Here is a 19,759-nt window from a genome sequence, read left to right on the forward strand (position 1 = left end):
GCAATCATAGATTCATAGACCATAATGATTACTAGCAAATAAATAACATGAAAAAACGACTCGATCAGTTGAGTCGTTTTTCTTATTGTAGTCATAAAAGGTAGGGAAGGGTTTCTGAAAATAGCAAATGATTCTGTTTCTCCATGGCGATCTATGAGAAATTGGTCCAACGACCTATTCACTAAATAATGTATAAAATAGTGAGATTTTTCTATTAAAATGAAAAACGCTATCGATTTCATGATAGAATAAAATCAAAGAAGAGAGAAGTTGAGATGGAAGGCAGGTGGCACGATGGGCAAGATCATGGCAGTTGCAAACCAAAAGGGTGGTGTCGGTAAGACGACAACTGCAGTTAATCTTAGTGCTTGTTTAGCGTACATAGGTAAAAGAGTTTTAGTTGTTGATATAGACCCGCAAGGAAATGCAACGAGTGGTGTGGGAATTGAAAAAGGTGATGTCGACCAATGTATCTATGATATTCTTGTTGAAGATGCAGAGCCAAGTGAGGTCATACGTGAGACGACGGTAGAAAACCTTTCTATCATCCCATCGACAATCCAACTATCAGGTGCTGAAATTGAATTAGTTCCTACAATTTCAAGAGAGGTACGACTAAAACGGGCACTTTCAAAAGTCGAAAGTGAGTTCGATTATATTATTATTGATTGTCCACCTTCACTTGGATTGCTAACAATTAATTCTTTAACAGCTGCTGACTCCGTGTTGATTCCAGTACAGTGTGAATATTATGCACTCGAAGGATTAAGTCAACTTTTAAATACGGTTCGACTTGTACAGAAACACTTGAACACTGACCTAACGATTGAAGGTGTGTTGCTAACGATGTTAGATGCACGTACGAACTTAGGTATTCAAGTGATAGAAGAAGTGAAGATGTACTTTCGTGATAAAGTTTTTCAAACGGTTATACCTCGTAATGTGCGACTCGGTGAAGCACCGAGTCACGGCGAACCGATTATTATTTATGATCCGAAATCAAAGGGTGCCCAAGTGTACCTAGAATTAGCAAAGGAAGTGGTCGACGGTGGCTAAAGGTTTAGGGAAAGGGATTCAGGCGTTTTTTCCAGATGCAGGTGAAGAGAACGAAGAATCTGTTAAAGAGGTGAGCATCAAAGAATTACGACCCAACCCATACCAACCAAGAAAAACATTCTCTGACGAATCAATTGATGAGTTAAAGCAGTCAATTATTAATCATGGGATCTTGCAACCGTTAATCGTCCGTAAAAGCATTAAAGGGTATGAAATCGTTGTTGGTGAGCGTCGCTATCGCGCAGCAACTGAAGCTGGTTTAACGAAAGTTCCAGTTGTTGTTCGGGAACTGTCTGAAGATAAAATGATGGAGTTAGCATTGATTGAAAACCTTCAACGTGAGGACTTGAACCCACTGGAAGAAGCGAGTGCTTATGAAAAATTGATGAAGCATTTAAATCTCACTCAAGAGCAGTTGGCAAAACGATTAGGCGTAAGTCGGCCACATATTGCAAATCATTTACGTTTGCTTCAACTTCCTGAAGTTGTACAGGAATTCATTGCTGATGGTGAGTTATCGATGGGGCATGGGCGAGCGCTTCTAGGGTTAAAGGATAAGGAAAAACTCCCCGCTATACTTGAAAAAGTGATGAAAGAGAAGTTGAGTGTACGAGAGCTTGAGCAATTGATACAGAGAGTGAATGAAAATGTTTCACGTGAAACAAAAGATAAAAAAGCAGAGCCTTCCATTTTTATTAAGGAGAAGGAAGCTTATCTACGTGAACGGTTAGGTACATCTGTTGCGATAAAGAAAGGGAAGAAAAAAGGGAAAATAGAAATCGAATTCTTTTCAGAAGATGATTTAGAACGAATTTTACTTTTGTTTGAAGAAGAACAAGGGAACATCGGTTCATAGCTGAGGATTCCAGGACCTCTCCCCCTTCTTAGAAGACGACTCTAGTAAATCAGGAATTAAGGAATGACCTGTAAGCTTTCGCCAATGGCCATTGGCGAAAGCTCTATTTTTGCGTAGGCAGTTAAGAAGCAAATGACTTCTTAACCATTGTTTCAATGGTTATACTAAAGATAGTTCATTAACTAATTGATTGATAGTGTTCTAAAAAGATAATTTTTAAAAGGATCGTGATCATTGTGAGTAACTATATTTATTTTGACCATGCAGCATCATCGTTTCCTAAGCCAGAGGCAGTTGTAGAGGCTGTTTCAACAGCACTAATGGAATATAGCGCAAACCCTGGCCGAGGTGGACACCAACTAGCAGTGAGAGCTGCAGATGTTATCTATCAAACACGATTGAAGTTAGCCAAAATGTTTCATTTGAAAAATCCACGAAATGTGCTTTTTTACCAAAATGCAACAGTTGCATTAAACCAAGCGATTAAAGGGATGAAGCTTGAGCGTGGCGACCACATCATTACAACGACATATGAACATAATTCTGTTCGACGTCCGCTTGAATTTTTACAACGAGAAAAGGGGATTACGATCACTTATTTACCGCCTAATGAAGATGGAGATATTACTGCAACAAGATTGCGAGGTGCAGTGACAGAGAAAACTCGTGCGGTTGTTGTTAGTCATGGTTCAAATGTGACAGGAGCGATTACCCCGTTAGAAGAGATTAGTGAAGTAACGAAAGAGCATCAGTTAACGTTTATTGTCGATGCTTCACAAACAGCTGGTGTTCTACCGATAAACATGGAAGAGCTGGCCATTGATATGCTCGCGTTTCCTGGACACAAAGGGTTACTTGGCCCACAAGGAACTGGAGCACTTTTAATTCAAGATGATGTTGAGTTACTACCGCTTGTTCATGGTGGGACAGGCAGTCACTCAGAAGTGATTGATCAACCGCTAGAACGACCACAACGGTATGAAAGTGGGACATTAAACACACCTGGTATTGCTGGTTTATCTGCAGGGATTGATGAAGTGAATAGCATAGGGCTAGATGAAATTTTTGCCCATGAATTGAGCTTAACATACCAGTGCATCGACGGGCTTGAGCAGATCGCAAGTGTGCGTGTCTTTGGACCAAATCGCGATCAAAAACGACTAGCCGTGATCCCATTTGTAATTGAGGGTGTCGATGTCCATGAGGTAGCGACTATTTTGGACCAACATTATCAAGTTGCTGTTCGAGCCGGGCTACATTGCTCACCGATTGCACATGAAACAGTAGGGACAATTGATGGGGGAACATTACGTGTTAGCTTTGGCCATTCAAATACGAGTGCAGAAGTTGAAACATTTATACAATCGATAAAAGAGATCACAGAAGGTTTACTGGGATAGGAGTTAAACATATGGTGCTTTTAGGAACAATCGTCAATGGACTAGCGATCATTATTGGCGCATGTCTTGGTGCGATTATAAAGAACATTCCTGAAGGGGTAAAGTCAACAGTTATGCAAGCAATCGCTTTGGCTGTTATCATTTTAGGAATTAGTATGGGATTACAAACGGAACAGTTTTTAATCGTTATCGGAAGTCTTGTTATTGGAAGTATTTTAGGTGAACGTTGGGCGTTAGAAGATCGCCTGAATCAGTTAGGAAAATGGTTAGAAAAGAAAAGTGGTTCAAAAGAAGAGGGATCAGTTGCGAAAGCCTTTGTAACAACAACGTTAATTTATGTAGTCGGTGCGATGGCTGTAGTCGGTGCACTTGATAGCGGCTTACGTAGTGACCATTCCGTTCTATATACGAAAGCAATGCTTGATGGTTTTTCTGCGATCATTTTTACGTCTACATTAGGGTTTGGAGTGATTTTTTCAGCGATTCCAGTGATCATCTATCAAGGAACGATCGCATTGTTTGCAACCCAAATTGATAAATTTATTCCGAGCGAATTGATGGATGCTTTCATCGTCGAAATGACCGCAGTTGGCGGGATTATGATTCTCGGTATCGGTCTAAATATTATTGGTTTGCTTAAAGTTAGAGTCGCAAACTTGTTACCAGCCATTTTAGTAACGGCTGTGCTTGTGCCAATTGTATATTACTGGACCACAATTGTTAGTTTTACACAAATGTATGTGCCATTTATCGGTTAGAGGCTTAGTTTGATGCTAGGCTTCTTTTTTTGTTTGAAAAGGGGACGAAGTAGGCCAGTTAGGTGTTAACCAATGAATAAGGCTGACTCACACCACCTTTGATTGAAGTTTGAGGGCCATTTTCTGACGAAGGAGAAGTTCTTACAAGGTGGTGTGAGTTAAATTTTATGTTTGGAAAAATGTTGGTTTAAGTGACTTGAAGAGTGGTGTAGGTTTTTCTTTGATTTGTGCTAGTTTTGTATCAGTCAAATGGATACTTTCCGATATCATTTCAGCCATTTTCATGACAAAGTGAAGACGAGTATTTTGGAGAACAAAAAATTCCATCATTCCGCCGATATTGACAATTCCGGTCAGGTGGATGTCGCCAACTGGGGGGAGTTTTTTATTTACAGCAGCACCGGGTTTAACTGGACCTTCTGCTAGTGTAATTTTACCGACACTATTGAGTCGTCCAAGACAAGCATCAATGGCAATGATAAAAGGCCGGTAATGGTTATTTTCGATATCATTAAGGCTTTTCTCTAAATTAACGGCATGAACTGGGTTTTCTAACGTTCCGTACACGTGAAACGACGACAATTGACGTTCGTCAAGCTTTGTGCCAATTAGTGGTCCAAGTGAGTCACCGGTCGAACGGTCTGTTCCGATACAAACGACAACCAACTCACGATCACGGTGTTCTTCTACTTGGGAAAGCAGTTGATTAGAAAGGGCAGTCACTCCATCGGTTTCATCCATATGGATACGGTAAGGCGATTGTTTTTTTTGGAAAAACCCTCGTTTTCGAATCATATCTACCTCTCCTTTGCAATAGTAGTAACAGTATACGGATAAAATTTCCTTTCTATACATAGACATGTAAAAAAACATAGAGAGAGGTAGGGACAGGATGTGGTATAGCGGATTTAAATGGATGTTCTTAATTATTGGCACAATGATTGGTGCAGGTTATGCGTCTGGACGTGAATTGTGGGAGTTTTTTGGCAGTGAAAGTGGACTAGCGATTATTTTATTTGCTATCTTCTTTATATTTAGTTGCACAGTTATATTAAAGATTAGCTATAAAAAGTCATCCTCTCATTACTTGCCTGTTCTTGAGAGTCTGATGGGTAAAAAATTGACAGGCCTTTATGATGTCATGATCATTCTTTATTTATTCTCAACTACGGTAATCATGTTAGCGGGTGGTGGGGCTACGCTTGAAGTCATTCAATTACCTTACTGGTTAGGGACCGTCATTATTGGTGGATTGCTTGTTCTTTTGTTCGTTTGGGATACAAAAGGAATGACATCGATGAATTCTTTCATCATCCCCATTTTAATTACATTTTTGCTAGGTATTCTATTGTTCTTTCAATACTCAAATGGATTTCCGATTAAGGTTGAGTTAACTCAACAGGAGAATTGGCCAGCGGCATTAACGTTTACTTCATTAAATGTGTTGCCATTGATTGCTGTGCTTGCGGCGATTGGCCATGAGATTAAATATGAGGGTGAAATTTGGATTGCTAGTATTGGAAGTGGTATTGTCTTAGGGTCGATTTCGTTCTTATATAATGAATCACTATTGCAAGTGGCTAATGATATCATGTTATATGAAATTCCATTGTTTGCAATTTTGAAACATTACCCATATTTTATGGTGCTAGTGATGTCGGGGTTATTGTGGCTTGCGATTTACACAACAGCAGCTGCAGGTGTGTTTGGTTTAGTTACAAGATTTAGAAACTATGTGAACTTACCATTATGGGGGCTTGCACTTATCTTGCTAGCGCTCATGATCCCACTGACGACCATTGGGTTCTCAACGTTAATATCGATTTTATACCCGCTTTATGGCGTGCTAAACCTTTATGTATTTGCGTCGATTTTATTGTATCCAATTGTGAACCGGTATCAGCTCGAATGATAAGACTACGATTTTGAATTTAGGGCAAGCATTCGTTTCAGTGGAAAAATGGTGTATAATAGCAGATGATGATACGTAAACAAGCTCTTGAAGGGAGAGATTGATTTGGATGCTAAAGAATTTCAGTTGAACGATGTTGTTGAAATGAAAAAGCCTCACCCTTGTGGAGAAAATCGTTGGAAAATCATTCGGTTAGGGATGGATATTCGAATTAAATGTTTAGGTTGTGACCATAGTGTTCTCTTACCAAGGCGTGAATTTACAAAAAAATTAAAAAAAGTACTCGAACAGGTAGAGGAGTAGCAGTACCCCAAGGCGATGGCGGTGACCATTGCCTTGTTTTTTTTGCTTGGAATTACTATAATTGACAAGGTGTATAAAGGAAGGTAAAGGGGCGGAGTGCGCGAACGAAGATGGATAGCCAGGGAAGTACGCTCACTCATACCGCCTTAGGATTTAAGCGATACCGCTAGAGTGAGAAAATGACGTTCCTTCACGAGAGTGAAAGTGCAAAGATATTTTTTATTATTTAATAAGGAAGTGAATGATATGGCATTAACAACAGGCATCGTTGGTTTACCTAACGTTGGTAAATCAACATTATTTAATGCAATTACGCAAGCAGGTGCAGAGTCTGCGAACTACCCATTTTGTACGATTGACCCTAACGTAGGGATCGTTGAGGTTCCTGACCATCGACTAAATACATTAACAAAACTTGTTGATCCGAAAAAAACAGTTCCAACAGCGTTTGAGTTTACGGACATTGCGGGTATTGTAGAAGGAGCGAGTAAGGGAGAGGGCCTAGGGAATAAGTTCCTTTCACATATTCGCCAGGTCGATGCGATTTCACATGTTGTTCGTTGTTTCCAAGATGACAATATTACACATGTATCAGGTCGAGTGGACCCAATCTCTGACATTGAAGTCATTAACCTAGAACTAATCTTAGCTGACCTTGAATCAGTTGATAAACGAATTGATCGTGTTGCAAAGCTTTCAAGGCAAAAGGACAAGGAAGCAATGGCTGAGCATGAGGTTCTTGTTAAGTTAAAAGAGGCATTTGAGAATGAGAAACCAGCAAGAAGTGTGGACTTAACAGATGAAGAGAAGGAAATTGTTAAGGGGTTACACTTGTTAACAATGAAGCCTGTTCTTTATGTTGCCAATGTTAGTGAAGAAGATTTGCTTGATCCAAGTAATAATGAGAATGTTGCTAAAGTGAAAGAGTTTGCAGCAAATGAGAACTCCGAAGTGATTGTTGCGTGTGCAAAAATCGAATCTGAAATCGCTGAACTTGAAGGCGAAGAAAAAGATATGTTCCTCGAAGAGCTAGGAATTGAAGAGTCAGGTCTTGATCAATTGATTCGTGCGGCTTACCACCTACTTGGACTAGCAACTTATTTTACAGCTGGTGTACAAGAAGTTCGTGCTTGGACCATTCGCCAAGGAACGAAGGCGCCACAAGCAGCAGGTGTCATTCATTCTGACTTTGAGCGTGGTTTCATTCGTGCTGAAGTTGTATCTTATGATGATTTGGTCGATGCTGGATCGATGGCTGTAGCGAAGGAAAATGGGAAAGTACGCCTTGAAGGTAAGGATTATGTCGTCAAAGATGGTGACGTGGTTCATTTCCGTTTCAATGTCTAGGGCCTAAAATATCGCAAACGGAAAACAAATGATTTTTGCGCTTGTGTGAGACAAGTCATTCTGCTATAATTAGTCAATGCGAGTAAATAACAGATGTTATTTTTGCTCCTTGCTCCGCAAATGTGGAGCCGTTAGACCAAAAGGAGGTGAACGGAATGCGTAAATACGAAATTATGTATATCATTGCTCCAAACCTTGAGGAATCAGCAAACAAAGAAATCATTGAGCGTTACAACCAAGTGTTAACAAACAATGGTGCTGAGGTTGAAAAGGTTGAAGAAATGGGTAAACGTAGACTAGCTTACGAAATTAACGATTATCGTGAAGGGTACTATGTGTTAATTAACGTAGCTGCTGGCTCAACAGCAATTGATGAGTTCCAACGTTTAATCAAAATCAATGATAATGTTATTCGAGTTCTTGTCACAAAAGACGAAGAATAAGCTTAGAATTTAATGGGAGGGGTTTAGATGATTAACCGAGTCATACTCGTTGGCCGTTTGACGAGAGACCCAGAGTTGAAATACACTCCTAATGGTGTCGCTGTTTCAAACTTTACACTAGCAGTCAATCGACCATTTTCAAATCAACAAGGTGAGCGTGAAGCGGACTTTGTGAACTGTGTTGTTTGGCGAAAGCAAGCAGAAAATGTAGCGAACTTCTTGAAAAAAGGAAGCTTAGCTGGTGTTGATGGTCGTCTCCAAACCCGTAGTTATGAAAATAATGAAGGGCGAAGAGTATTTGTTACAGAAATTGTTGCTGAAAGTGTACAATTTTTGGAACCTAAAAATGCTAGTGGAAACCAAGGTGGTGGTCGTGGCAATGAATTCTACGGCGGCAACCAAGGACCAATGAATGATGGCGGCGGTTTTAATCAAAACCAAGGACGAAATCCATCGCGTTTAAATGATGATCCGTTTTCTAATGATGGCAAGCCAATTGACATCTCAGATGACGATCTTCCATTTTAGAGGTGGTACGGACGTCACTTCGGTGATTGCTTCCTCCCATAATGATAAAGATAAAGCAGTTTTTGCATGAATATAATTTTCAATAGATAGGAGGGTTACTCATGGCTCGTAGAGGACGTGGACCAAAACGCCGTAAAGTGTGTTACTTTACAGTGAACAAAATCGAAAAGATCGATTATAAAGATGTAGATCTTCTTAAACGTTTTATCTCAGAACGTGGAAAGATCTTACCTCGTCGTGTGACAGGTACATCTGCAAAATACCAACGTCAGCTTACAACTGCAATCAAGCGCGCTCGTCAAATCGCTTTATTGCCGTACGTAACTGGTGAATAATATTGGTAAAAGCATGGCAGGGACAAGCTCCCTGTCATGCTTTTTTAATGGATCATAGATTATTTGCAAGAAAACCCGGATGATAGTTGTTGTATAAACTGCCATCCGGGTTTTTAATTTAGGTTCAATATAGAGATAGTGTGTTTTCGTTTTGGACATAGACTTGATATTGGTTTTTACCTTTTTCTTATGACATATAAAGAGCCATGTCTTTTTGTTTCACTAGAGCACCAAATTCTCCTAATTCCATACCAGTAGGGATGCTGATACTAACAGAGACGTTTAATTGGTCGAGACTGGGTAATGGATCTAAGCATCCGGCTAGCTATGCGTTCAGAATCTTGTATAATCTTGTTTTTATTGTTTGTTTATACTATATCTGTATAAACTTATAAAAATATTAATACCTTTTGTAAGCTTTAAAGTAATATTGCTTAGTGTAAAACAGAAATTCCATCGAGAAATATTGCACTAATACTGTAAATGATGCTTTTAGTTTTTGTCATAATTGTCATTACTAGAGGATGGTGCGAAGTTCGTTTTAGCATGGGAGGTCCTTTCTTTAACTTTACTGAAATGTACGCTAAAATGTAGATGGGATGTTATAAGTGTTGTTTATCTAATGGAAAGAAGTTGAGGTGACACCGTGAAAAACACTCGTGTGTTAACAGAAGGTGCAATTATTGCAGCCTTGTTTGCGATTCTTTTATTTTTAACATTGTATTTGCCGATTATCGGTAGCATTGTGATCTGGTTATTGCCAATTCCATTTATCGTGTATGTGTATCGGCACGGCTTAAAAGCAGGACTCATTCTTTGGTTTGTTGCTTTCTTTGTTTCATTTATCATCGGAGGTCTGCTTGTTCTACCTTTAACACTGATGTTTGGTAGTGGCGGGATTGTGGTTGGTGAATTGTATCGTCGGAAAAAATCAGCGTTTGCTGTGTTACTAGGCGGAAGTTTAACCTATATTGCCAACTTACTGTTATCATTTATTGCTAGCATTGTCTTGTTTGGCATTCATCCAATCGAAGCCATTCAAGAAATGATGCTACAATCGATAGCAACAGCCGAGGGGATGTTAGGAGCAGTTGGTCAAGAGTCTACAGAGCAACTCCAACCGATGTATGATATGATTGATCAGTTGATTCATTTAGCCCCGGTGATGTTGATAGTCACTGGTATTGGTTTTGCACTTATTATTCAGCTGATCGCAAGCGTAGTACTAAGAAGATTAGGTGGGCAGGTTGAGCCATTGCCACGCTTTCGTGAATGGCGGTTCCCTCGATCTTTTTTATGGTACTATTTAGCCGTTTCCCTTTTTATTATTATCGGGGTAGAAGAAGGGAGCACATTATATGTAGTTGTATGGAATTTGTTCCCGATCTTAGAGATTGCGATGACGATTCAAGGGTTAGCGCTAATATTTTATTATTTCCATGTCAAAAAAGTCTCAAAGGCAGTCCCGATAATTATTTTAATTCTAGGGTTTGTCATTCCTTTTCTACTGTATCTGATCCGAATCTTAGGTATAATTGATTTAGGGTTTGATTTGAGAAAGAGAATGGAATCTCAAGAGAAGTAGGAGTTGTACATTATGCCAGAGTTCCTTAAGAAACAGTGGTATGGCTCACATATGATCGCCTTATTTTCTTTGGCAGTGGTCTTTATAGTGATTGTAAGTATATACCAATGGAAAATTGGGATCATTGGTTTTTTCTTACTCGGTGTCGTGCTATTATTTTCTTTTCAAGCAAGGAAACGATTTGAAGGTAATTTAGAAGATTATATTTCAACTCTTTCCTATCGTGTGAATAAAGCTGGTGAAGAAGCTGTCGTTCAAATGCCGATTGGAATTATTCTTTATAATAATGACTCAACTATACAATGGGCTAATCCTTATATGAGCTCCTTTTTAGAAGGGGAATTCTTTGATAAATCTCTTGATGACATTTCAAAGGAAATTATCCCGATTGTTGAAGATGAACAAGAAGAAGAGAAGATTATGATAGATGGTAAATACTATCATATGTTTATAAAACGTGAAGAGCGTTTACTTTATTTTTTTGATATGACAGAAAAAGAAGAAACGTTAGAGCTATATCACAAAGAGAAAACAGTTATAGGTTTTATTTATTTGGATAATTATGATGAAGTGACTCAGGGCATGGATGACCAGGTCCGAAGTAAATTAATGAGTAAAATTACTTCAGCGTTAAACCAGTGGGCTAATGATTATGAGGTCTTTTTGCGACGAACGTCGACGGATCGGTTCATGATGATCTGTAATCAGGAATCGCTACAAGAGATCGAAACTACACGTTTTGAAATCCTTGACCATATTCGTGATGTGACTGCAAAGGAAAAGGTTTCAATCACATTGAGTGTTGGGATCGGTAGTGGTGAAACGTCTGTCCGTGAACTAGGTGATTTAGCCCAGTCAAGCTTGGACCTTGCCCTTGGGCGTGGCGGTGACCAAGTGGCGATCAAACAAAAGGCCGGTAAGGTTCGGTTTTATGGTGGCAAATCGAATGCGGTTGAAAAACGAACTCGTGTCCGGGCAAGAGTCATTTCTCATGCCTTACGGGATTTTGTTTTAGAAAGTGATCAAATTATGATCATGGGACATAAGAACCCTGATATGGATGCAATTGGTGCGGCAATTGGTGTCTCAAAGATTGCTGACGTTAATGATAAGGTCGGTTCGATTGTCGTTGATCCGACTGATATAAACCCTGATGTCCAGAAGCTGATGGAAGAGATTGAATATAACGATCGGCTTTCATCTGTGATCATTACACCTGAGCAGGCCCGTGAGGAAGTGACGAGTCGTACGTTACTCGTTGTTGTTGACACCCATCGTCCCTCACTTGTGATCGAGCCTGCATTATTAAAAAAAGCAGAACGTGTTATTGTCCTTGATCACCACCGTCGCGGTGAAGAGTTTATTGAAGATCCAGTTCTTGTTTATATGGAGCCGTATGCATCTTCAACGGCCGAGCTTGTAACAGAACTACTTGAATATCAACCGAAAAATATTAATATGAGTATATTAGAAGCAACAGCATTAATGGCAGGGATCATTGTTGATACGAAAAGCTTTGCGATTCGCACAGGAGCGCGAACGTTTGATGCCGCTTCATTTCTACGATCAAATGGTGCGGATACAACACTTGTCCAAAAGCTTTTAAAAGAGGACCTTGAGCAATATGTTAAGCGTTCGAAACTGATTGAATCAGCTACGATCTATAAAGATGGACTCACAATTGCAAAGGCTGCAGAAGGGGAGACATATGATCAAGTGCTAATCGCCCAAGCTGCTGATACACTGCTTACGATGAATGATGTAACGGCATCGTTTGTCATCTCAAAGCGGAAAGATGGTCGGACGAGTATTAGTGCTCGTTCGCTCGGTGAAGTGAATGTTCAAGTGATTATGGAAGAGCTAAATGGTGGGGGACATCTCACCAATGCAGCGACACAGCTAGAAGGTGTGTCAATAGATGAAACAGAAGATTTATTAAGGAGAGCTATTGATCATTATTTAGAAGGGGGAAATTAATCATGAAAGTAATTTTTCAACAAGATGTAAAAGGCAAAGGGAAAAAAGGTGAAGTGAAAAACGTTTCGGAAGGCTATGCAAGAAACTACCTGCTCCCAAACAACCTAGCTGTTGAAGCAACAAGTGGAAACATCAAGACACTTGACGCAAAAAAGAAGAGTCAAGAGAAGAAAGCAGAACAAGAACTAGCTGATGCAAAAAAATACAAAGAAGAATTAGAAGCCATTACAGTAGAGATTAAGGCGAAATCTGGTGAAGGCGGCCGCTTGTTTGGAGCCGTTTCAACGAAGCAAATTGCTGAGACATTAAAGAGGATGAAAAAGAAAGTAGATAAGCGCAAAATCATGCTTGATGAACCGATTCGTGCATTAGGTTATACGAATGTACCAATTAAGATTCACCCTGAAGTAACCGCTACAGTTAAAGTTCATGTCGTTGAAGAGTAATTCTATTGTTGATGGTTGATTTTTTATAAATCAACCATCTTTCATTAGTGTAATTTTTAGATGAAAGCAGGAGGCAAACATGAGTGATTTATTTGCTGATCGTACACCGCCACAAAATATTGAAGCAGAGCAGGCTGTACTAGGTGCAATCTTTATTGAAGGACAAGCATTAGTTACGGCTTCGGAAAAGCTTGCACCGGAGGATTTTTACCGAGCGGCTCATCAGCGGATTTACGAAGTTATGCTTGAGTTGGCAGAAAAAGGCGAGCCGGTTGACTTAGTGACCGTTACTTCTGAGCTTCAAGATCGAAAGTCACTAGATGATATTGGTGGCGTCTCTTATTTAAGTGACCTTGCAAATGCTGTTCCGACGGCAGCAAATGTCGAGTACTATAGCCAAATTGTTGAGGAGAAATCGTTATTAAGGCGATTAATCCGAGTGGCCACGAATATTGCTTCTGAAGGCTACCAAAGTGAAGAAGAAGTAGATACGATTTTAAATGAAGCTGAAAAAACAATCTTAGAAGTATCGCATCGTAAAAATACAGGAGCCTTTGTTTCGATTAAAGATGTTCTCGTTGAAACGTATGAGAAAATTGAAATGCTTCAAAATCGTAAAGGTGATATTACTGGGATTCCGACAGGGTTTGTAGACCTTGATGGAATGACAGCGGGATTCCAACGTAGTGATTTAATTATCGTTGCGGCGAGACCGTCTGTTGGTAAAACAGCCTTTGCATTAAATATTGCACAAAACGTTGCGACTAAGACTGAAGAAAATGTCGCGATCTTTAGTCTAGAGATGGGCGCAGCTCAGCTAGTACAGCGGATGTTATGTGCTGAAGGGAATATTGACGCACAACGAATGCGTACAGGTGGTCTTGAACCAGATGATTGGCAAAAGCTGACGATGGCTATGGGCAGTCTTTCCCGTGCTGGTATTTATATTGATGATACCCCCGGTGTGAAGGTTAATGAAATCCGAGCAAAGTGCCGCCGACTTAAGCAAGAAAAAGGTCTTGGGATGATTTTAATTGACTACTTGCAGTTGATCCAAGGGAACAGTCGGGGTGGCGAGAACAGGCAACAAGAAGTATCGGAAATTTCCCGCTCATTAAAGGCATTAGCAAGAGAGTTGGATGTTCCGGTTATCGCACTTTCGCAGTTATCACGTGGAGTTGAATCCCGTCAAGATAAAAGACCAATGATGTCTGATATCCGTGAATCGGGGAGTATCGAGCAGGATGCTGATATCGTCGCTTTCTTATACCGTGATGACTACTATGATAAGGAATCAGAGAACCAAAATATTATTGAGATCATTATTGCTAAGCAGCGTAACGGCCCGGTTGGAACGTGTGAGCTAGCCTTTGTAAAAGAATATAATAAATTCGTGAATTTAGACCGTCGTCACGATGAAAAGGATATGCCGCCTGGCGCATAAATGGAGTCTTCCGCAGTTTGTTGTGGAAGGCTTTTTTATTGTTGATGGTAGAACGCGCTAGCAGTTTAATGTTTGTGGTTATGGATAAGATAGATAGTGAACTCGTTTATTTTGTTATTTGCGAACATAAGATCAAAGCTCTTTGAAATTGTTCGTGTTTAATTGACTTCGCTGTCGAAAATTGGTACACTAGCTATGGTTTTGTTTTAAAATAAACCGTTACATACACATCTTTGGATGTGTAATGCCAATGTGGAGGTGCACTGAGATGTCATCAGTTGTTGTCGTTGGAACGCAATGGGGAGATGAAGGAAAAGGAAAGATTACTGATTACCTTTCTGAAAAGGCAGAAGTTGTTGCCCGTTATCAAGGTGGAAATAACGCAGGACACACAATTGTGTTTGGTGGAGAAAAATATAAATTGCATCTCATTCCATCGGGTATTTTTTATGATGATAAAATTTGTGTGATTGGAAATGGGATGGTTATTGATCCTAAAGCATTAGTAGGTGAGTTGAAGTATTTACATGATAAAGGTGTTGATACAAGCAACTTGCGTATTAGTAACCGCGCTCATGTCATTCTTCCATATCATTTGAAGTTAGATATTGTAGAAGAAGAGCGTAAAGGTGCAAATAAAATTGGAACGACGAAAAAAGGAATCGGTCCAGCCTATATGGATAAAGCTGCTCGTGTTGGGATCCGTATTGCTGACCTACTGGATAAAGAAGAGTTTGAAGTAAAGCTTGAACGAAACCTTGAAGAAAAGAACCGATTACTAGAAAAGGTTTATGAAGTTGAAGGCTTGAAAAAAGAAGACATTCTCGATGAATATTATCAATATGGACAAGAGATCGCTAAATATGTGGTTGATACCTCTGTCGTTTTAAATGATGCGATTGACGATGGACGCCGTGTCCTTTTTGAAGGTGCACAAGGTGTTATGCTTGATATTGACCAAGGTACATATCCGTTTGTTACGTCTTCAAACCCAATTGCTGGTGGGGTTACAATTGGCTCGGGTGTTGGACCATCAAAAATTAACCATGTTGTTGGAGTATCAAAAGCCTATACAACACGTGTTGGTGATGGCCCATTCCCTACAGAGTTGCATGATGAAATTGGGGATAAAATCCGTGAGGTTGGAAATGAATATGGAACAACGACAGGACGCCCGCGTCGTGTAGGTTGGTTTGACAGTGTCGTTGTCCGTCATGCAAGAAGAGTTAGTGGGATCACTGATTTATCACTAAATTCAATTGATGTTCTCACTGGAATTGAAACATTAAAGATTTGTACGGCTTACAAATATAAAGGTGAAATTATTGAAGAGTTCCCAGCTAGCTTGAAAGTGTTGGCTGAGTGTGAACCTGTATATGAAGAATTGCCAGGTTGGACTGAAGATATTACTGGTGTTAAATCTCTAAATGAGTTACCTGAGAATGCCCGTCATTATATTGAGCGTGTTTCACAGTTAACGGGAATTCCTTTAACGATCTTCTCAGTTGGACCAGACCGTAATCAAACGAATCTTGTTCGTGGTGTATTTGCTTAATTTACGATAAAAGAGCTAAGATGGAGCAAGAAAAAGCTTGCTCTATCTGCTGTTTTTCGCTATTCTAAACAAAGGCAATCTGATTCAAAAAAAAATAAAAAGTTTTATAAAAGTATTGCACTAACTTTTAAACCATGATATTATTATTCTTGTCGTTAAGAGCTGACACAACAGATCAAAATGACATCAAGAGATACTAGCTCAGTTACGAGCGACGCATCTACCGAATCCACTACGAGTTGTCTCGACGCAACAAACAGCGGAGCGATTCTAGAAGAGGAAGAGACAGGTAGACAACGAAGCAACACATCGTCCGTAACTATCATGAGCAAACATCAATGAAAATAACATCAAGAGCCATTAGCTCAGTTACGAGCGACGCATCTACCGAACTCGCTACAAGTTGTCTCGACGCATAAGCAGCGGAGCAATTCTGGTAGAGGAAGAGACAGGAAGGCAGCGAAGGAAAACATCGTCCGTAACCATCATGAGTAAGCATCAATTGAAAAAAACATCAAGAGCCATTAGCTCAGTTGGTAGAGCATCTGACTTTTAATCAGAGGGTCGAAGGTTCGAATCCTTCATGGCTCACCATTTACTTTTAACTAGTAATTGGCCCGTTGGTCAAGTGGTTAAGACACCGCCCTTTCACGGCGGTAACACGGGTTCGAATCCCGTACGGGTCACCAATTTAATAGGTCCGGTAGTTCAGTTGGTTAGAATGCCTGCCTGTCACGCAGGAGGTCGCGGGTTCGAGTCCCGTCCGGACCGCCATTTTTAAAATGTTGTTTGGCTCGATAGCTCAGTCACGAGCATAACATCATCGAATTCACTTCGAGTTGTCCCGACACAGCCTGCTACAAAGCGAAGCTAGTAAGAGGAAGGGACAGGGTAACGACCAAAGTAAAATATTAAGTTAATGATAGACAAACTCATAAAGAATTATTTTTCACTTGGCTCGATAGCTCAGTCGGTAGAGCAGAGGACTGAAAATCCTCGTGTCGGCGGTTCGATTCCGTCTCGAGCCACCATTTTTATGTTTAAAGACACAATCTTTTAACTAACGTTAGGTAACTTATTATAAATATGCCGGTCTAGCTCAATTGGTAGAGCAACTGACTTGTAATCAGTAGGTTGGGGGTTCAAGTCCTCTGGCCGGCACTCTAATTATATATTGATAAACATATGGAGCCTGTTGAGAAACAAGGCTTTTTTTGTTGTAAACAATTAATAATCGAGAACGAGGGGTTACAGCAATTTTTAAAGCTAGATGTCTAGTTTAGCTAGTAGTGGGGATTTCGATGATGTTCATAGTAATAATACAGTTTGTTTACAAGTTTACTAATTTAAACCACAAAACCAATCACTTATGGTAAAATAACTCTTGTTGAAAAATGTCGATAGAAAAGGTTTACATCTATCGCTTTGTTGAAGCAGGAGGAAAACGATGTTTAAAGGAAGCCAGTTATTTTCTAAGGTTAGAGATAAGTATAAACAATTAATAGATACAAGTAAGCGGGTGCTTACAGAAACAAAAATTAAACAAATAACAACTGCAGGTGTTTCATTATGTGCAGCATCACTGATCACCGTATCGGCGATCTATGCGAGTGAAACGAAGCTCGATCAATTAGATACAGTCTACCATGTTTACCTCGATCAGGAATCAATTGGAAGTGTTGCTGATAAACAACTAGTTGAAGGGATAATTAGTGACAGGATGGAAGAAGTACAGGAAGACTATGAACATTTAAACCTAGTTCTTGCTGAAGAGCTTCACCTAATACCTGAGAAAGTATTTCATGCTAACGTTGAACCTACAGAAACCGTTGAACAACTTAACGATAAAGTTTCATTAGCCGCAGAAGCAATCGTTTTAAAGGCTGATGATAAAGATGTTTTATATGTAAGCGATCAACAACAGGCAGATGAGGTTATAAGCGAATTTCTGCTTCAATACATTTCTGAAGATGACTTAGAAGTTTATGAAGCCCTTGTTGAGGATAGTGGTGAGCTTGAGGAGAAGAAGTTACCAGATGTCGGAGAAACGGACATTTTAGCAGTTGAACTATCAGCAACACTTGGTTTTGAAGAGGCTGTCGCTGAGATTGATGAAGTTCTCTCGACTGAACAAGCGGTCAAACAGTTAAATCTAGGGACATTAGAAGAGCGTACATATCAAGTTGAGGCAGGCGATGTCTTAGGTACTATTGCCAGTGGCCATCAGCTATCAACGAGTGAATTGTTGAAATTGAACTCAGAAGTGACCGAAGATACCCTTTTGCAAATTGGCGATGAATTGAATGTCACCGAGTATGAGCCAGTTGTGACAGTTGTTGTTACTGAAGCAGTAACTCAAAAAGAAGAAATTCCTTATAAAACAGAAGTAAGGGAAGATGATTCGATGTGGAAAGGTGACACGAAGGTTGCTCAAGAAGGCAAGGCTGGAGAGCGGATTGCGAGCTATGAAATCGTCAAAGAGAATGGGACTACAATTAAGCGTAGTTTAATTGGTGAAGAAGTGATTGAAGAAGCTGTCGACCATATCGTTCTAAAGGGAACGAAAGAGTCACCATCACGAGGAACAGGGAACTTATCGTGGCCAGCGGTTGGTGGTTACATTTCTAGCTATCAAGGAATGAGGTGGGGTCGATTACATAAAGGAATTGACATCGCCCGTCCAACAGAGCGTTCAATCCTTGCAGCTGATAACGGCACAGTGACGTCAGCTGGTTGGAATGGCGGTTATGGAAAAACGGTAAAAATCGATCATAATAATGGAATGGAGACGCTTTATGCCCATTTAGAGTCCATAGATGTGAGTGTTGGAGATACCATTCGAGCAGGAGAAAGAATTGGTAGAATGGGGACAACTGGGAACTCAACAGGAATTCACCTTCACTTTGAAGTTTATAAAAATGGTCAATTAGCAGATCCAATGGATTATTTGAACTATTAATTGTAAAGGTAGCCTTTAGCCACGTATGCTAGAGGCTATCTTTTCTATTTTTAACTAGTAATTTCCGACGTTTTGATCACTTGCCATTACGGCTGCTGTGTTAGAATATTAAGTAGATAGAAATTAGTTTGAATAGGTTATAGGAGCGGATTTTATGGATAAGCGGATTTTAGTTGTTGATGATGAACAGCCGATTGCTGATATTTTAAAGTTTAGCCTTGAAAAAGAAGGTTTTCAGGTTTTTTGTGCTTATGATGGACTTGAAGCGGTTCATTTAGTTGAACAAGAAAAGCCTGACTTAATTTTATTAGATATTATGCTTCCTCATAAAGATGGTATGGATGTTTGCCGAGAGGTACGGGCGAAATATGATATGCCGATTATTATGCTCACGGCCAAAGACTCGGAGATTGATAAGGTCCTTGGGCTAGAGCTTGGTGCAGATGACTATGTGACGAAGCCTTTTAGTACGCGTGAACTGATTGCAAGAGTGAAGGCGAATTTACGTAGGCACCAAAGTCTTACTGAACAGCCAGAGAGTCGAGAGATAGCTGTTGGTGAGCTTGCGATTCTCCCTGATGCATACCTTGTTAAAAAGAGAAATGAAACGATTGAGTTAACTCATCGTGAATTCGAGCTTATTCATTATTTAGCGAAGCATTTAGGACAAGTGATGACAAGGGAGCATTTGCTACAGGCTGTTTGGGGCTATGATTATTTTGGTGATGTTCGCACGGTTGATGTTACGGTTCGTCGTTTGCGTGAGAAAGTAGAAGATAACCCGAGTGAGCCGGCTTGGATTATTACACGCAGAGGAGTTGGCTACTATTTAAATAGTGAACAGGGGCAATAGCA

At 40.0% G+C, this 19,759-nt stretch carries 18 protein-coding genes and 5 tRNA genes; 22 read left to right on the forward strand and 1 reads right to left on the reverse strand.

Annotation, left to right across the window (positions count from 1 at the left end):
* The first annotated feature begins 294 nt into the window (after nucleotides 1-294).
* The 4 genes from KH400_RS04050 (at nucleotide 295) to KH400_RS04065 (ending at nucleotide 4,070) form a co-directional block, all read left to right on the forward strand.
* Nucleotides 295-1,056: a ParA family protein gene (locus tag KH400_RS04050; protein ID WP_217222178.1), complete on the forward strand. Its 762-nt coding sequence runs from the start codon at nucleotides 295-297 to the stop codon at nucleotides 1,054-1,056.
* Complete coding sequence (locus KH400_RS04055) at nucleotides 1,049-1,912, forward strand: ParB/RepB/Spo0J family partition protein (protein WP_217222179.1); 864 nt, start codon at nucleotides 1,049-1,051, stop codon at nucleotides 1,910-1,912. Before KH400_RS04050 ends, KH400_RS04055 begins: the two co-directional genes overlap by 8 nt.
* A gap of 236 nt (nucleotides 1,913-2,148) precedes the next feature.
* On the forward strand, nucleotides 2,149-3,312 hold the full coding sequence (locus KH400_RS04060) for an aminotransferase class V-fold PLP-dependent enzyme (protein ID WP_312889024.1): 1,164 nt from the start codon (nucleotides 2,149-2,151) through the stop codon (nucleotides 3,310-3,312).
* 11 nt (nucleotides 3,313-3,323) lie between these two features.
* Nucleotides 3,324-4,070 carry a DUF554 domain-containing protein gene (locus KH400_RS04065; RefSeq protein WP_217222180.1) on the forward strand — a complete coding sequence of 249 codons (747 nt, stop codon included), beginning with the start codon at nucleotides 3,324-3,326 and terminating at the stop codon, nucleotides 4,068-4,070.
* Between the two features lie 165 nt (nucleotides 4,071-4,235).
* Here the strand turns inward: KH400_RS04065 and yyaC are convergent, their stop codons facing one another.
* Nucleotides 4,236-4,865, reverse strand: coding sequence for a spore protease YyaC (yyaC, locus tag KH400_RS04070; RefSeq protein WP_217222182.1), 630 nt, complete (start codon nucleotides 4,863-4,865; stop codon nucleotides 4,236-4,238).
* Between the two features lie 97 nt (nucleotides 4,866-4,962).
* Here yyaC and KH400_RS04075 point away from each other — a divergent pair, with 97 nt between their 5' ends.
* From KH400_RS04075 to yycF, 18 genes are all read left to right on the forward strand, one after another.
* Nucleotides 4,963-5,982, forward strand: a complete 1,020-nt coding sequence (locus tag KH400_RS04075; RefSeq protein WP_217222184.1) for a YkvI family membrane protein — start codon at nucleotides 4,963-4,965, stop codon at nucleotides 5,980-5,982.
* Nucleotides 5,983-6,087: 105 nt separating this feature from the next.
* Complete coding sequence (locus KH400_RS04080) at nucleotides 6,088-6,285, forward strand: DUF951 domain-containing protein (protein ID WP_217222186.1); 198 nt, start codon at nucleotides 6,088-6,090, stop codon at nucleotides 6,283-6,285.
* Between the two features lie 246 nt (nucleotides 6,286-6,531).
* Nucleotides 6,532-7,632, forward strand: coding sequence for a redox-regulated ATPase YchF (gene ychF / locus KH400_RS04085; RefSeq protein WP_217222188.1), 1,101 nt, complete (start codon nucleotides 6,532-6,534; stop codon nucleotides 7,630-7,632).
* Nucleotides 7,633-7,787: 155 nt separating this feature from the next.
* Entirely contained in the window at nucleotides 7,788-8,075 is a 288-nt protein-coding gene (rpsF, locus tag KH400_RS04090) for a 30S ribosomal protein S6 (RefSeq protein ID WP_217222190.1), read from the forward strand.
* Between the two features lie 27 nt (nucleotides 8,076-8,102).
* The gene (gene ssb / locus KH400_RS04095) at nucleotides 8,103-8,603 is read left to right on the forward strand and encodes a single-stranded DNA-binding protein (protein WP_217222192.1); all 501 of its coding nucleotides are present in this window, start codon (nucleotides 8,103-8,105) and stop codon (nucleotides 8,601-8,603) included.
* Nucleotides 8,604-8,704: 101 nt separating this feature from the next.
* The gene (gene rpsR, locus KH400_RS04100; protein ID WP_217222194.1) at nucleotides 8,705-8,938 is read left to right on the forward strand and encodes a 30S ribosomal protein S18; all 234 of its coding nucleotides are present in this window, start codon (nucleotides 8,705-8,707) and stop codon (nucleotides 8,936-8,938) included.
* Between the two features lie 646 nt (nucleotides 8,939-9,584).
* On the forward strand, nucleotides 9,585-10,523 hold the full coding sequence (locus KH400_RS04105; RefSeq protein WP_217222196.1) for a YybS family protein: 939 nt from the start codon (nucleotides 9,585-9,587) through the stop codon (nucleotides 10,521-10,523).
* A gap of 12 nt (nucleotides 10,524-10,535) precedes the next feature.
* Complete coding sequence (locus KH400_RS04110) at nucleotides 10,536-12,500, forward strand: DHH family phosphoesterase (protein WP_217222197.1); 1,965 nt, start codon at nucleotides 10,536-10,538, stop codon at nucleotides 12,498-12,500.
* Nucleotides 12,501-12,502: 2 nt separating this feature from the next.
* Nucleotides 12,503-12,946: a 50S ribosomal protein L9 gene (gene rplI, locus KH400_RS04115; protein WP_217222199.1), complete on the forward strand. Its 444-nt coding sequence runs from the start codon at nucleotides 12,503-12,505 to the stop codon at nucleotides 12,944-12,946.
* 79 nt (nucleotides 12,947-13,025) lie between these two features.
* Nucleotides 13,026-14,390 (forward strand): replicative DNA helicase, encoded by a 1,365-nt coding sequence (gene dnaB, locus KH400_RS04120; protein WP_217222201.1) that lies wholly within the window; start codon nucleotides 13,026-13,028, stop codon nucleotides 14,388-14,390.
* A gap of 268 nt (nucleotides 14,391-14,658) precedes the next feature.
* Entirely contained in the window at nucleotides 14,659-15,945 is a 1,287-nt protein-coding gene (locus KH400_RS04125) for an adenylosuccinate synthase (RefSeq protein ID WP_217222203.1), read from the forward strand.
* A gap of 518 nt (nucleotides 15,946-16,463) precedes the next feature.
* Nucleotides 16,464-16,539, forward strand: a tRNA-Lys gene (locus KH400_RS04130).
* A 20-nt stretch (nucleotides 16,540-16,559) separates the two neighbouring features.
* Nucleotides 16,560-16,634, forward strand: a tRNA-Glu gene (locus KH400_RS04135).
* An 8-nt stretch (nucleotides 16,635-16,642) separates the two neighbouring features.
* A tRNA-Asp gene (locus tag KH400_RS04140) sits at nucleotides 16,643-16,719 on the forward strand.
* A gap of 181 nt (nucleotides 16,720-16,900) precedes the next feature.
* Nucleotides 16,901-16,976 (forward strand) — tRNA-Phe (locus KH400_RS04145).
* Nucleotides 16,977-17,033: 57 nt separating this feature from the next.
* Nucleotides 17,034-17,106: transfer RNA gene (locus KH400_RS04150), tRNA-Thr, on the forward strand.
* Nucleotides 17,107-17,392: 286 nt separating this feature from the next.
* Nucleotides 17,393-18,904: a peptidoglycan DD-metalloendopeptidase family protein gene (locus KH400_RS04155; protein ID WP_217222205.1), complete on the forward strand. Its 1,512-nt coding sequence runs from the start codon at nucleotides 17,393-17,395 to the stop codon at nucleotides 18,902-18,904.
* A gap of 154 nt (nucleotides 18,905-19,058) precedes the next feature.
* Nucleotides 19,059-19,757, forward strand: coding sequence for a response regulator YycF (gene yycF / locus KH400_RS04160; RefSeq protein ID WP_217222207.1), 699 nt, complete (start codon nucleotides 19,059-19,061; stop codon nucleotides 19,755-19,757).
* Nucleotides 19,758-19,759: the final 2 nt, after the last annotated feature.

This window comes from Desertibacillus haloalkaliphilus, from assembly GCF_019039105.1.
Taxonomy (GTDB): domain Bacteria; phylum Bacillota; class Bacilli; order Bacillales; family KJ1-10-99; genus Desertibacillus; species Desertibacillus haloalkaliphilus.